The following is a 12949-nucleotide window of genomic DNA, read 5'->3' on the forward strand; positions in this document are numbered from 1 at the left end:
CGATGCTGCCAAACGCCTACCCAGTCGAAGCCGATGTGCTGCTCGCCGATGCCGATTGGCCGACATTCGGCTGGAGCGACGACGTTCGTCCAGCGCTGGCGCAGGCCATGGCAGCGGGCCGACCCGCCGCGCTCGCGACACTGTTCGAAGTCGGTGGCAGCGCGCCGCGTGGTCCCGGCGCGCAGATGCTGTTCGTCGGCAATGCGGCGACCGGCTACTTCTCGGGCGATTGCATCGAGGGCGATGTCGCCGGCCATGCCCGGCAGGTGCTCGAAGACGGCGAACCGCGCCGGCTCCACTATGGCATGGGCAGTCCGTGGATCGACATTCGCCTGCGCTGCGGCGGCGCGCTGCACGTCCTGGTCGAGCGTATCCTGCCCGACAGTCCGCCAGCCCGGGCTCTGATCGCGCACGCTCGCGAGCGGACCGTGTGCCGCTGGCAGAGCGATGGGCGTGACCAGCAGGTACTGGTAGGTGACGGACCTCTGCTCGACATGAGCGACGAGCCGCTGACCATCCGCCGCCGCTATGATCCGCCACGCCGCCTTATCGTCACGGGCGGCGACCCCGGCGCGCTTGCGTTGGCGCGCCTCGGCCACGATGCAAGGTTCGAGACGATTCTCGTGCGCCCCCTCGGCCCGGAGGCCCCGCCGCCCTTCCCCGTGGCGCAGTACTTGCGCGAGCCTGTCGGCGAGGCGCTGGAGCGTCTTGGAGTGGACCGCTGGACGGCATACGTCGGCGCGACGCATGAGGACGAGCACGATCTGGGCGGGTGCCTTGCGGCGCTGCGGGGCGGTGCCGGCTATGTCGCGATGATCGGCGCGCGATCTCGGGCCGCGGCGCGCCTGGCCGCGCTCGAAGCCGCCGGAGCGACGCCTGAAGAGCTCGCGCGGCTGCAACTCTCACCTGGGGTTCCGGGGCTGGGCAAGGCGCCATGGGAAGTCGCGACCGGCATCCTCGCATCGGTCATGCAGGCGCTCAACCCGGCGCGCGAGCGGGCATGACGCGCGCGGCGCTGGTCCTCGCGGCGGGATCGGCTCGCCGCTTCGGCAGCGACAAGCTCTCGGCGCCGTTCCGAGGCGAGCCGCTGCTGTTCCAGGCCATCCGCGCGGCACGCGCGGCACCGGTCGACCGCGTGATCGTGGTCGCTCGTCCAGGCCTCGACTGCGGCACATGGCCCGGGGCACCGGCAACGGCGGTAGTCCGGGTGACAAGCGAAGCTTTGTCGGCATCACTCAAGGCAGGCCTTACCGCCGCCGGTGAGATCGAGACGCTGACCGTATTCCTAGGCGACATGCCGCTGGTTCCGCCCGATCTCGCCGCCAGCCTCGCCGCAATCCTGGACGACAGCTACGCCGCGATGCCGCGCCAGGGCGGCAAGCCGGGGCATCCTGTCGTGCTGAGCCGGCGAGCCCTTGCTGATATCCCAGGCCTGCAAGGCGACGCCGGCGCGGGCAAGCTGCTGCGGTCGCGCGACGATGTGGTCTTCCTAGACTGCGACGATGCTGGCATCCACGCCGACGTCGATCGGCCCGACGATCTGGAGCGCTTGGCAGTCAGCTCGTAGCGCGCAGCCGTTCCAGCCTTTCGCGCGCATCGTCCAGCAGCCTGGCCGCCTCGTCGATCAACCCGGCGTCCGCCGCCCCGTCACTCGCTTGCGATTGCGACAGGCCATGGAGGAACAGCTGCACGCCGAAGCGAGTCTGGCGGGTCACGGCCGCCATATCGAGATCGAGGCCCCATGCGGCGCTGTTGGCCGGGCCGGCAACGATGAGGTTGAGGAACGCATGCGCGGCCTCCATCGCCTGTCCCGGCTCCAGGTCCATGCGACGCGTGAACAGATCGGCGAGGTACGTCAGCGTCGGCTCGGTGCCGAGCCGCACGTTTTCGATGCTGATCTCGGGCATGCGCACCGACTCGGCATTGGTGAGCCGCATTAGCCGCAGGCCGGCGGGCTGAAGCACGTTGCCGACGAGCGCATCGCCGATGCGCACCAGGCTCTGCTCGAGGTCGGCCGCCTCGAGTGCGCGCAAATTCTCCACGGGGACCATCCACTCGTCGATCGCGCGCGAGAGTGCCGCCTTGAACAGGCGCGTCTTGTCCCCGTAGCGCGCGTACACGGTGCGCTTCGCCATGCCGGCAGCGGCCGTGATCGCATCGATGCTGGTGCCGTCGAACCCTTTTTCGAGGAACAGGTCCAGGGCCTTATCCAGCAGTTCCTCATTGCTCAGCGAGGGCCGGCCCGGGCGGCGCCGGACGGATAGATCGCCTGTCGCTTCTGCGTCCTGCAAAGCTGCCTAACCCCCATCCGATTGGTAACCCAAAGAAGCCTAACAGCCCGGTTCCCCTGCGGCAACGCCAGTATGAAACGACATAGGTGTGATTTGCGGGTGGAGGCATCTAGATTGTAAGTGACGTCGAGCTATGGAGGTGCTATTAAAACGACCAGGGTAACAATCGTGAGAGCACCATGAGCCGCTAAGACGGCCGCTCTCTCCAGCCTGGAGGAAGCCGATGACCCTCAGCTCAGTGCGGCTCACGCCGCGGATTGGGTCGGAACTGAAGATCACCAAGGCCGACCTGCTCGGCGGCAGCATGGCGACGGACATCAGAGCCCTTCTGGTCGCACGCGGCGCGGTGGTAATCCGCGATCTGCACCTCGACGACGAAGAGCTACGCACGGTCGCGCGATCGCTCGGAGATCTGCGCCTGGGCTCGGCCAAGCGGGCGAGTGACGGCAAGCTGCTGAACGAAGGCGATGGCGGCGTGCTGAAGGTCAGCCTCGATCCCAAGGTCAACCCGGACTACGCCCGGTTCCTGTTCGGCAACCACCTCTGGCACATGGATGGCACGTACGAGGCAGTGCCGCCGTTCGCGACGCTGTTCACACCGTTCCGCCTCTCGGTCGAGGGTGGCGACACCATGTTCGCCAGCACTTACGCGGCCTACGAGGATCTGCCCGCCGACGAGCAGCGGCAGCTCGACGGCCTGCGCGTGGTACACACGATGCAAGCGGCGCTGTTTCCCGCCAAGCGCGATTGCACGCCCGAGGAGTTCGCCGTCTGGTCGAGCTATCCGCAGCGGTCCCACCCGCTGGTGTGGCAGCACAAGTCGGGCCGCAAGTCGCTGGTGCTCAGCACCTCGGGCGCGTGGATCGAGGGGATGCATGCGGCGCAAAGTCACGATCTGCTGCAGCGGCTGATGGTGCACGCCACGCAGGACAAGTACACCTATCGCCACCAGTGGCGCCTCGGCGACCTGGCGATCTGGGACAACACCGGCGTCATGCACCGAGCGATGCCGTTCGAGCCAGGCAGCCAGCGCGAGTTCCACCGCTGCACGCTGAACGGCGAGGAAGCGATTACCGCGCCTAAGCGGGAGTTGGCGGAAGCGAGCTAAAAGCCGGAATCCTCCTGTGCAAGGCGGATATCAAGGGAGGAGAAACGCATGACCGAGATCACCGGTCGCACCGCGGTCGTCACCGGCGGGGGCAGCGGCATCGGCATGGGCCTGGCGCAGGCACTCGCTCGCGAAGGTGCCCGCGTCGCCGTGGCGGACATCATGATCGGCAACGCGCAGAAGGTCGCCGACGCGATCCGCAGCGAGGGCGGCGCAGCGATCGCCGTCGAGTGTGACGTGTGCGAACGCGCCTCGATCGCCGCCATGAAGGACGCGGTTCATGCCGCCTTCGGCCCGGTCCAGCTCCTGTTCGCCAATGCCGGCGCGACCTCGTTCGACCCGCTGATGGAGATGAGCGACGAAGACGTAGACTGGATCCTCCAGGTCAACCTGCACGGCGTGATGAACACCACGCGCGCCTTCCTGCCCGACATGATCGCTGCCGGAGAAGGCCACATCTGTGCCACGGCCTCCATGGCAGGGCTGCTGCCGGGGTGGATCCCGGTTCATGCGCCTTACTCGGCGGCGAAGGCCGGCATTATCGGCCTGATGATGAACCTCGCGCTGGAGCTGTCCGAGCACAACGTCCATACCACCAGCTATTGCCCGGGCGGGGTGGCGACGGGCATGAAGGTCAACAACGCACGATACCGCCCGCCGCGTTTCGGTGGCCCGGCGGACGAGGCGCCGCTGCATGTCGGCGAAGAGTCCGCCGCGGTCGCCGCTTCCCATGCCTTCTACACGCCCGAGGCGATCGCGCCGATGGTGCTTGACGCGGTGCGCCACAACCGCGCCTTCGTGTTCGACCACCCCGACCAGCGCGAGCACTTCCGTCGCACCTATTCGGCGGTAGTGGAGGCATGCTATGACGCCGCCGACGAGTGGCATCGCGATAACGGCACGCCGGCCGCAAACCCGCACGGCGCGATGTTGCTCCAGGACTGACACGCTGCAAGACTGACATGAGGCACGAGGATTACCGATGAGCGATCTTGATTTCCGTCCCCTGATCGAAGGCCGCAACTTCGGCGCACGCCTGCGCGGCATCACGTTCGAGCAGACTCAGGACCCTGAGATCCGAACCCAGGTGAACGCCTTGTTCGAGCGTCACGGCATGATCGTGTTCGAGGATGTCGAGCCTTCGGGCCGCATGCATGTCGCGCTCTCGAACATCTTCGGGCCGATGAAGGATCACCCCAGCAAGGCGGTGCCGCGCGTCGACCAGGACGCGATGCCTGGCGTCATCGACATGACCGCCAAACCCAACCTGGAAGGCCGCATCCAGGTCGGCGGCAAGGAACTGGTCAGCTGGCTCCCCTGGCACTTCGACCATGCCTACAACAACGAGCTGAACCGTGCCGGCGTCTTGCGCGCGCTCGACATTCCGCCGGAAGGTGGCCTCACGGGCTTCGTCGACGGTATCGAGCTGTACCAGGCGCTCTCGCCCGAGCTGCGTAATCGCATCGAGGGCAAGAACATTCTCTATCGAATGAACGTCTACATGGAGGACTTCCGGTTCGGCGCGCCCGACGATTACAAGTGCCTGGCCGAGAACCCCTACGCCAAGCCGGTGATGGACGAGGCGATTGGCGTACCGCGCTCGGTTCATCCCGCGGTGTGGACGCGCGCGAGCGGCGAGAAGGTGCTCCACGTCTCGCCATGGATGGCCGAGGGCATCGAGGGCGAGGAAACGCCCGAGGGCCATGCGCTGCTCGATGCAGTCAGCAAGGAAGTTTTCTCGCTCTCAAAGAGCCTCGGCTACTGGCACGAGTGGAAGCCTACGGACATGCTGATCTGGGACAACTGGCGCGCGCTCCACGCCGTCAGCGGCCACGACCCGCAGTACGGCCGCCGCATGCAGCGCACCACGATCAAGGGCGACTACGGCCTGGGCTACTTCGAAGGCGGTGCATCGAGCGACAACAAGGTGCTCGAGCGCACGTACTGACAGCTGCGGCGTGATCCTCGCCTGATGATAATGGTCATCGCCACCGTCCGCCTGCACCCGGGCAAAGACCCGGAATACGAGGCGGCGGTGGCGCGGATCATGCCCGAGGTGCGCGCGGCCAATCCGGGCATCGTGTTCTACCATGCGGCGCGCTGCCGCGAGGAGGCGGATACCTATCGCGTGGTCGAAGCCTATGCCGATCAGGCGGCGATGGACCGGCACATTGGCAGTGCGGCATTGCAGGCGTCACTGGCGGGGCTGATGCCGCTGGTGGCAGGCATCGAGATCAAGCTGCACGACGCGGTGGCGTAGTCTATCCTCTGATCCCCCCCTCCAAGGGGAGGTGGCGCGCACGCAGTGCGTGACGGAGGGGTGTCACCGCTGGCGTAATGCCGAGACGAGAGGGTTACACCCCTCCAACACCGGTTACGGCGGCGGTCCCTCTCCCCTTGCAGGGGAGGATCTGGCGCTTCGGACCTAAGCCCGTCCGGTCGTGTTCGCCAAGAACGACGGGTCGATCCCCTCCGCCCGCCAGGTCGCCGCCCAGCGCCCTTCCGCGGGTGTATCGAACAGCACCTCACGATGCCCGCCGGCCGCGTACCAGCCGTGTTGGCGCATCTCGCCCTCCAGCTGTCCGCCGCCCCAGCCGGCATAGCCAAGCGCGATCAGCCAGTCCTTGGGCCCACGCCCCTCGGCGATGGCGCGCAGCACGTCCAGCGACGCCGACAGCGCACAGAGCGGCTCGACGGCGATGGTGTCCTGCCCGCCCCAATCGGTCGAGTGGAGCACGAAGCCGCGCCCCGGCTCGACCGGTCCGCCATGATGCACCTCGCGGTCGGGCGCGTCGCCAGGATCGATGCCGACTTCCTCCAGCAGCTCGCGAAACCGCACGCCTTCGCGCAAGTGGCCGATGCCGATGCCCAGCGCGCCGTGCTCGTCATGGACGCACATAACGTTGACGGAGCGTTCGAACCGCGGATCGAACATGCCGGGCATGGCCAGCAGGATGCGGCCGGAGAGGTACTGTTCCTGTGTCACGCGTACGAATGTAGCCGCTCGGGCGCGCGCGGCAAGCGCAGGCGGAGTTCGGGCGGTCGAGCAGGCCGCGCGTCTTGGCGCGCGGCGACACGGCGGCTAGGGCGACACGGTCCATCTGGAGATCCGCGCTTCGTGAGCCTGCTGTTCGACCTGCCTCCTCCGCCCGCCGTCCCGCTGCTCGGCGAGGACGCGCGGTTCCCCGTCCACCGCGTGTTCTGCGTCGGCCGCAACTACGAGGCACATGCCCGCGAGATGGGCGACACATCGGTGCGCGAGACGCCGATCTGGTTCACGAAAGCGCCCAGCGCCGTGTGCCTGGCGGGTGGCGTGATCCCCTACCCTCCCGGCACCGCCAACTGCCACTATGAAATGGAACTGGTAGTGGCGATCGGGGCGCCGGGTTTTCGAGTCTCGGCGGATGAGGCGCCTGCGCTGGTGCTCGGCTACGCCTGCGGGCTCGACCTCACCCGACGCGACCTGCAGAATGCTGCCAAGGCCAAGGGCTATCCGTGGGACACCGGCAAGGACTTCGAGAACGGGGCCGTGATTGGGCCGATCACGCGCGTGTCGGCTTTCGGCGCGGTCGACGCACAGAAGATCGCGTTGCGCCAGAACGGCGCCGTGAAGCAGGAGGCGCAGCTCTCCGACATGATCTGGAACGTCGGCGAACTGATCGCGGATCTCTCCACGCTATACCACCTGATCCCGGGCGACCTTATCTACACCGGCACACCGGCCGGCGTGGGACCGTTCGTGACCGGCGACGTTCTGGAGGGTGAAATCGAAGAATTGGCGGCGATCAAGGTTGAGATCGGCGCCAGCTAACCCAGGCGATGCGGCGTCGGGTCGCCGCGCTCGGCGATGAGTTGGCGGCGCGCCTGGTTACGGGCGGCAAGGTACTCGCGCCCATGTTCGTGCAGCGTCGTGTCAATCATCTGAAGCGCGGCTGGCAGCGCCATGTCACTACGAACGCGCGCCCGCGCTACGTCTCGGTGGCGAACCGTGCCGGCTTGGACAGCAGCATCGGCAAGTCGGGCGAGGCGATGCGCGATTCGCGTCCGTTGGCGTGGATCAGGACGACGCGGCCAACCCCGGGCGTCGCCACGACGGCGGTGACCGTCTCGACCCAATCGTGCAAGATCGCCTTGAGTTCGGCCAAGGCACCCTGCGCCGTGGTGGCATCGCCGGCTGCTTCGAGTTCGGCCTCGAGTTCGAGGATCCGGCTCGTCGCCTCGCTCATGCGGTCGTCGGGCGTATCGTTCGTGCCTGCGTCCTGGCTCATCTCACGGGTCCCTCTTGTCGGTTCGGACCATCTGGGAACGTGTGAGCCGCGCGCAAGCTGCAAACCGACAGGCATCGCCGCAGCGACCATTGACACGCATGAGCAGCGATTTATGATCCATTGTGTATCATCAATCGTCCGAAACAAGGACGAACGCCTGGAGAGCCATCATGGCAACTACTGCCGAACGACCCGCCGACCTACCACTGGCCCAGCGCGACTACTTCAGCGACCACTCGCTGCTGGTGGACCCTTACGCCTACTTTGAGGCGATGCGCGCCGAAGGGCCGATCCATCGCGCGCCCAATGGCGTGGTGTTCATCACCGGCTTCCAGGAATCGGTCGACGTACTACTCGATACCGAGCATTTCTCCTCGTTCCAGACGCAGCTGGGGCCGGTCGCGCCCCTGCCCTTCGTGCCCGAGGGTGACGACTTGTCCGACCAGATCGCCGCGCATCGCGATCCCAGCACGATGTCCGAGCTGATGGTCGGCTACGATGGCGAGCAACATGCCAATGCCCGCTCGCTGCTCAACCGCTTGTTCGTGCCCTCGCGCCTGCGCGCCAACGAGGAGTACATGTGGATTTTCGCGGGCGAGCTTGTCGACGATGCCGTGGCGCGCGGCGGTTGCGAGCTGATCAGCGAGATCGCCACGCCCTATGTCACGCTGGTGATCGCCGACCTGCTTGGCGTACCGGAGCAGGACCGCGAGAAGTTCCGCGCCGTCATCGACGCCGGGCCGCCCCCGGGCAGCCTCGACGATGAAGGCTACGCGCGGGAGAGCCACCCACTGATGTTCATGGCGCAGTTCTTCATGCAGTACGTCACCGAACGTCGCGCCAATCCGCGCGAGGATGTGCTGAGCATGCTCGCCAATGCGAACTTCCCCGACGGCACCCAGCCCGATGCGCTGGAGGTGGTGAAGTCGGCGATGTTCCTGTTCGCGGCCGGGCAGGATACCAGCGCCAAGCTGCTAGGCAATGCCATGCAGCGCGTCGCGCGCGACAAGGCGCTGCAATCCCGACTGCGCGCCGAACCCAAGCTGATCGCCGGGTTCCTGGAGGAGACGCTGCGCCTCGAGGGCTCGACCAAGGCGACGTTCCGGGTGGTCAAGAAGGCCGTCAAGATCAGTGACTACCAACTGGTGCCGGGCGACCGCGTGTTCGTCGGCCTTGCCGCGGCCAACCGCGATCCGGTCCGCTGGGAGAACCCGACCCAGTTCGAGCTCGGCCGTCGCAAGATCCAGGAACATCTGGGCTTTGGTCGCGGTGCGCACACGTGCCTGGGCGCACCGCTCGCGCGCGTCGAAGTGCGGGTGATCTTCGAGCGCTTCTTCGAGAAGACCAGCGACATCTCGCTGGGCGACGAGCACCTTGGCGCCGACGGTGAGGCCCTGCTGGACTACGAGCCCAGCTTCATCATTCGCGGCCTGTCCAACTTGCGCCTCAAGCTCACGCCCGCGTGACCTGCTGATCCTCTCCCCGCCGGGGAGAGGACGGAGCGCTAAGCAGCCGCCAGCACACTCGCGTCGCGCGGCTGCAGCGTGGCGGCGATCTGATCCTCGGTCAGGCCGTAGTCGGCGATGTCGTAGCGATGCCGCTGCAGCTTGCGATGGCCGCGCCTGGCCATGAACTTGGCCATCTGCCGCTCCACGTCCAACGTGAACGGGGTGCCGAGCATGGCGTAAACCTTGCCCATTTCGGCCCGCCAATCCTGGTGCATGTCGGTGAAGGCGACATCGATCCCCGCCACCGCATGGCGATCTCGCGCGTGCGCCGTCCGTTCGGTGCGCAGCGCCACCTTGCGCAGCCATTCGCGCCCGATCCAATGGCGGTCGACCTCGTCCGATTGCACCATCATCTGATTATGAACAAGCGAGGCGGAGGAGCCGACCACCTCCTTGCCGTTACGGTGGAGCACGACGATGCGCGCATCTGGAAACGTGTGCAGCACCGCGTCGAGATCCTGGCTGAACTGCGGCAGCTTGAGGATCCAGGGCCGGTTGCCCTTGTCACGCCGCAGCCACTTGATCGTCTGCAGGTGCTGGCGGAACTCGGCGTAGATCGGCCGGCTGTCCAGCGCCTCGGCATAGCGAGCGAAGCTGGGGATGCACCATTGTGCTTCGAACGCTGCGCCATAGAGCGCGACGTTATGGAGGCCGATCTCCTCGTCCGCCTGATGCGGTCGGACCGGGTGGATCACGCCGAAGCGCGGATTGAGCCAGTGTGCCACGCGCAAGGCCAGCCATCCGCGCAGGCGCCGATCGTCGATCGGCAGCCAGTTCCAGCGCGGCAGCGGGTTCCAGCTTTCGAAGAACCGCGTGTAGGCGAACCGCTTGTCGCAAGCGAGCAGGCGCTGCATCCGCGTGCTGCCCGACCGCATCTGGCCAACGACGATGATCGGCGCGCGCAGCGGCACTTGTGCGATCTCGGGGCGGCGCTGCCACAACGCGGTCGCGCGCAATCGACCGGCGAGAGCCGCGACGAGCTGGCCGTAGGCAATCGTGGTGCCCAGCGGCGTCAGCGCCGCTTCGTCATGCAACGAGGCGGTCAGCCGGTCCAACCGGTCGCGCCAACCATCCTCGGCGCCGAAGTCGTGCAAGCCGGTGGTCTGCCGCGCGGCCGCGAGCAGCGCGTTCGGCTCCAGGCTCGGTCGCGAAAACCAGCCACGCCGCCAGGCACGCTCCAACCCCTCGTTCACGAAGCCGAGTCGGTCGTTGCCGCTGCTGCACCCTGCGGAGATAACCATCCCTGCGACAACTCGCGACAACTGCTAAGGTGCCGCGGAAGCTCGGCTTTGCCCGTGAGTACTCGCGAATGTTGCCGCAGTGAGGCCTGATGCGGATGTCCGCCGAGAGGTTGCGGGCGGCCTTCGACAAGCTCAGGCTGGGCAGCATCAAGCCACGACGCGCACCGGCACACCCTTCGCCGCCGGCGTCTTCGACTCCTCGTCATGATACCACACGGGGATCAGCGGATTGAGCTCCGGATAGTACCCCGCGATGCAGCCGCGCGGCAGCAGGAAGGGCGTCACGGCCAAACCATCGACCTGCCTGTGCACGCCATCGCCCGCATCGGTGACCAAGCCGACGACCTGACCCTTCGCCAACCCTGCAGCCTCGATGTCTTCGGGGTTCATCAGCACCACGTCGCGTGTGCCCTCGATCCCGCGCAGGCGGTCCGAATAGCCATAGATCGTGGTGTTGAACTGGTCGTTGGAGCGCAAGGTGATCAGGCGGAAGCGACCCGGCGCATCCTCGAACCCGACCGAACGCAGCCCGGTCGGCACGGTGAACTGCGCCTTGCCGCTTTCGGTCTTCCAGACCCGCTCTCGCGCGGCATTGCCCTTGTAGAAGCCGCCTGGCGTGAAGACGCGATCGTTGAAGTCGTGGAATATCTCCGGATAGGTCTCCGCGATCGCATCGCGGATCGTGGCGTAGTCGCCGACCCAGGTGTCCCACGGCACCTTGGCATTGGGCGGCAGCGTCGCCTTGGCCATGCCGGCGACGATCGCGACTTCGGACTTCAGGTGTTTGGACGCTGGCGTGTTCTTGCCCAGCGAGCCGTGGATGCAGGAGAGCGAATCCTCCATCGTCACGGCCTGTTCGCCGGTCGCCTGCGCATCGGTTTCTGAGCGGCCGAGGCATGGCAGCAGGTAGGCGACCTGGCCGTTGATCAGGTGGCTGCGATTAAGCTTGGTCGCGATCTGCACGGTGAGGCGCATGCGGGTCCACGCCTCCTCCATCGCCCGATGTTCGGGAATGGCGCGCACGAAGTTGCCGCCCAGGCCGATGAAGGCCTTGACCTGGCCCGACAGGATGTTCTGGCACGCCACCACGGTGGTCATGCCTTCGTCCCGCGGCGGCTCGAAGCCGAACTGCTCGGCCAGCTTGTCGAGCGGTACCAGATCGGGCTTTTCCGAGATGCCGACGGTACGCTGGCCCTGCACGTTGGAGTGCCCGCGGACCGGCGAGATGCCTGCCCCCTCGCGCCCGACATTGCCCTTCAGCAGCCACAGGTTGGTCAGCGTGGACAGGTTGTGGAAGCCGTGCACCTGCTGCGTCAGGCCCATGCCGTACATGCAGATCGAGTTCTTGGACTCGACGTAGATCTGCGCCGCCTCCTCGATGTCGGCGCGCCGCAAGCCACTCTCGCGCTCGATCTCGTCCCAGCCGGTCGCGTCGGCGTGGGCCTTGATCTCGGCAAAGCCAATGGTGTGCTGCTCGATGAAGTCGACGTCGAGGACGTGCGGCCCACCTGCCGCCAGCGCCTGCTCCTCGGCCGCGAGCACGTACTTGATCATGCCGGTGATCGCCGCGATGTCGCCGCCCGCCTTCACCTGCAGGTAGAGCGTGGAGATCTGCGTCGCCTTGGGCGTCAGCATCTCGACGGGGCTCTGGGGGTTCTTGAACACCTCCAGCCCCTTCTCGCGAATGGGATTGAAAGTGACGATCCGGCAGCCGCGCTTTACCGCTTCCTGCAACGGGTGCAGCAGGCGCGGGCTGTTGGTACCCGGGTTCTGGCCGAAGAAGAAGATGGAGTCGCAATGGTCGAAGTCGCTCAGCACGCACGTGCCGACGGGCGAGCCGATCACCTTCTTGAGCGCGACCGAGGTCGTCTCGTGGCACATGTTCGAGCTGTCGGGCAGGTTGTTGTGCCCATAGAGCCTGGCGAACAGAGCGTAGAGGTAGCTCGTCTCCAGGCTGGCGCGCCCCGACGAGTAGAACACCGCGGCACCGGGATCGATCGCCTTGAGCTCGGCGCCGATCGCATTGAACGCCTCATCCCAGGAACAGGGTACGTATTTATCGCTGGCCGGATCGTAGCGCATCGGGTGCGTCAGCCGGCCGGTCTGCTCGAGGTCGTGGTCCTTCCAGCCCTTCAGCTCGGTGACGGTGTGCTTGGCGAAGAACTCGGGCGTGCAGCGCCGCGTGGTCAGCTCCCACAGCGTCGCCTTGGCGCCGTTCTCGCAGAACTCGGCGACGTGGGGCTTTGCAGGCTTACCCCACGCGCATGAGACGCACATGAAGCCCTTGACCTTGTTCTGCCGCCGCAGCGTGTCGATCGCACCTGGCGTCGGCCGCTCACGCAGGGCCGTCTCGGCGATCCCGCGCAGCGATCCCCAGCCGCCTTCCGTTCCGGTGTAGTGAACGGTCTCGTCTTCGTCGGCCATGGATTCTGCCTTATGTTGCGCAACGTTGCTGTAACGCGTCGCAGCGACTGAGGTTCACGGGCTTGCGGGAGCAGTAGCGCTCGCATTTTTGCATCGATCTGTTCGTTTC

At 66.5% G+C, this 12949-nt stretch carries 14 protein-coding genes; 8 read left to right on the top strand and 6 right to left on the bottom strand.

Annotated features, from left to right (window positions below):
• The first annotated feature begins 2 nt into the window (after nt 1-2).
• Together GV044_RS00910 and GV044_RS00915 are read left to right on the top strand one after the other, a co-directional pair.
• Complete coding sequence (locus GV044_RS00910; RefSeq protein WP_159864188.1) at nt 3-1004, top strand: XdhC family protein; 1002 nt, start codon at nt 3-5, stop codon at nt 1002-1004.
• On the top strand, nt 1001-1567 hold the full coding sequence (locus GV044_RS00915; protein WP_159864191.1) for an NTP transferase domain-containing protein: 567 nt from the start codon (nt 1001-1003) through the stop codon (nt 1565-1567). The genes GV044_RS00910 and GV044_RS00915 overlap by 4 nt, the downstream gene beginning before the upstream one ends.
• Here the strand turns inward: GV044_RS00915 and GV044_RS00920 are convergent.
• Nucleotides 1557-2291, bottom strand: coding sequence for a TetR/AcrR family transcriptional regulator (locus tag GV044_RS00920; protein ID WP_159864194.1), 735 nt, complete (start codon nt 2289-2291; stop codon nt 1557-1559). The two genes, GV044_RS00915 and GV044_RS00920, sit on opposite strands and share 11 nt — an antisense overlap.
• Before the next feature lie 223 nt (nt 2292-2514).
• On the opposite strand from GV044_RS00920, the gene GV044_RS00925 reads away from it, so the two are divergent.
• From GV044_RS00925 to GV044_RS00940, 4 genes are read left to right on the top strand one after another with little or no spacing between them, the layout of a single operon-like run.
• On the top strand, nt 2515-3399 hold the full coding sequence (locus tag GV044_RS00925) for a TauD/TfdA family dioxygenase (protein ID WP_159864197.1): 885 nt from the start codon (nt 2515-2517) through the stop codon (nt 3397-3399).
• A gap of 48 nt (nt 3400-3447) precedes the next feature.
• On the top strand, nt 3448-4344 hold the full coding sequence (locus GV044_RS00930) for an SDR family NAD(P)-dependent oxidoreductase (protein WP_159864200.1): 897 nt from the start codon (nt 3448-3450) through the stop codon (nt 4342-4344).
• 37 nt (nt 4345-4381) lie between these two features.
• Nucleotides 4382-5347 carry a TauD/TfdA family dioxygenase gene (locus GV044_RS00935; protein ID WP_159864203.1) on the top strand — a complete coding sequence of 322 codons (966 nt, stop codon included), beginning with the start codon at nt 4382-4384 and terminating at the stop codon, nt 5345-5347.
• Nucleotides 5348-5377: 30 nt separating this feature from the next.
• Nucleotides 5378-5659 (top strand): putative quinol monooxygenase, encoded by a 282-nt coding sequence (locus GV044_RS00940; RefSeq protein WP_159864206.1) that lies wholly within the window; start codon nt 5378-5380, stop codon nt 5657-5659.
• Between the two features lie 165 nt (nt 5660-5824).
• On the opposite strand, the gene GV044_RS00945 is transcribed toward GV044_RS00940, so the two are convergent.
• Nucleotides 5825-6385 carry a YqgE/AlgH family protein gene (locus tag GV044_RS00945; RefSeq protein WP_159864209.1) on the bottom strand — a complete coding sequence of 187 codons (561 nt, stop codon included), beginning with the start codon at nt 6383-6385 and terminating at the stop codon, nt 5825-5827.
• A gap of 132 nt (nt 6386-6517) precedes the next feature.
• Between GV044_RS00945 and GV044_RS00950 the strand changes: the two genes are divergently transcribed.
• Nucleotides 6518-7210 carry a fumarylacetoacetate hydrolase family protein gene (locus GV044_RS00950; protein ID WP_201298985.1) on the top strand — a complete coding sequence of 231 codons (693 nt, stop codon included), beginning with the start codon at nt 6518-6520 and terminating at the stop codon, nt 7208-7210.
• On the opposite strand, the gene GV044_RS21995 is transcribed toward GV044_RS00950, so the two are convergent.
• Both GV044_RS21995 and GV044_RS00955 read right to left on the bottom strand, forming a co-directional pair.
• Nucleotides 7207-7344 carry a hypothetical protein gene (locus GV044_RS21995; RefSeq protein WP_236554577.1) on the bottom strand — a complete coding sequence of 46 codons (138 nt, stop codon included), beginning with the start codon at nt 7342-7344 and terminating at the stop codon, nt 7207-7209. The two genes, GV044_RS00950 and GV044_RS21995, sit on opposite strands and share 4 nt — an antisense overlap.
• A gap of 23 nt (nt 7345-7367) precedes the next feature.
• Complete coding sequence (locus GV044_RS00955) at nt 7368-7667, bottom strand: hypothetical protein (RefSeq protein WP_159864215.1); 300 nt, start codon at nt 7665-7667, stop codon at nt 7368-7370.
• 170 nt (nt 7668-7837) lie between these two features.
• Between GV044_RS00955 and GV044_RS00960 the strand changes: the two genes are divergently transcribed.
• Nucleotides 7838-9133, top strand: a complete 1296-nt coding sequence (locus GV044_RS00960) for a cytochrome P450 (RefSeq protein ID WP_159864218.1) — start codon at nt 7838-7840, stop codon at nt 9131-9133.
• A gap of 38 nt (nt 9134-9171) precedes the next feature.
• Here the strand turns inward: GV044_RS00960 and GV044_RS00965 are convergent, their stop codons facing one another.
• Nucleotides 9172-10416, bottom strand: coding sequence for a sulfotransferase (locus tag GV044_RS00965; RefSeq protein WP_159864221.1), 1245 nt, complete (start codon nt 10414-10416; stop codon nt 9172-9174).
• Between the two features lie 147 nt (nt 10417-10563).
• Nucleotides 10564-12840: an FdhF/YdeP family oxidoreductase gene (locus GV044_RS00970; protein ID WP_159864224.1), complete on the bottom strand. Its 2277-nt coding sequence runs from the start codon at nt 12838-12840 to the stop codon at nt 10564-10566.
• Nucleotides 12841-12949: the final 109 nt, after the last annotated feature.

The organism is Novosphingobium sp. 9U, assembly GCF_902506425.1.
GTDB lineage: Bacteria > Pseudomonadota > Alphaproteobacteria > Sphingomonadales > Sphingomonadaceae > Novosphingobium.

Bases quoted from the DNA above. Each gene is read 5' to 3' on its own strand.
- GV044_RS00910 (WP_159864188.1), top strand. From the start codon at position 3: ATGCTGCCAAACGCCTACCCAGTCGAAGCCGATGTGCTGCTCGCCGAT.
- GV044_RS00915 (WP_159864191.1), top strand. From the start codon at position 1,001: ATGACGCGCGCGGCGCTGGTCCTCGCGGCGGGATCGGCTCGCCGCTTC.
- GV044_RS00925 (WP_159864197.1), top strand. From the start codon at position 2,515: ATGACCCTCAGCTCAGTGCGGCTCACGCCGCGGATTGGGTCGGAACTG.
- GV044_RS00930 (WP_159864200.1), top strand. From the start codon at position 3,448: ATGACCGAGATCACCGGTCGCACCGCGGTCGTCACCGGCGGGGGCAGC.
- GV044_RS00935 (WP_159864203.1), top strand. From the start codon at position 4,382: ATGAGCGATCTTGATTTCCGTCCCCTGATCGAAGGCCGCAACTTCGGC.
- GV044_RS00940 (WP_159864206.1), top strand. From the start codon at position 5,378: ATGGTCATCGCCACCGTCCGCCTGCACCCGGGCAAAGACCCGGAATAC.
- GV044_RS21995 (WP_236554577.1), bottom strand. From the start codon at position 7,344: ATGGCGCTGCCAGCCGCGCTTCAGATGATTGACACGACGCTGCACGAA.
- GV044_RS00955 (WP_159864215.1), bottom strand. From the start codon at position 7,667: ATGAGCCAGGACGCAGGCACGAACGATACGCCCGACGACCGCATGAGC.
- GV044_RS00960 (WP_159864218.1), top strand. From the start codon at position 7,838: ATGGCAACTACTGCCGAACGACCCGCCGACCTACCACTGGCCCAGCGC.
- GV044_RS00965 (WP_159864221.1), bottom strand. From the start codon at position 10,416: ATGGTTATCTCCGCAGGGTGCAGCAGCGGCAACGACCGACTCGGCTTC.
- GV044_RS00970 (WP_159864224.1), bottom strand. From the start codon at position 12,840: ATGGCCGACGAAGACGAGACCGTTCACTACACCGGAACGGAAGGCGGC.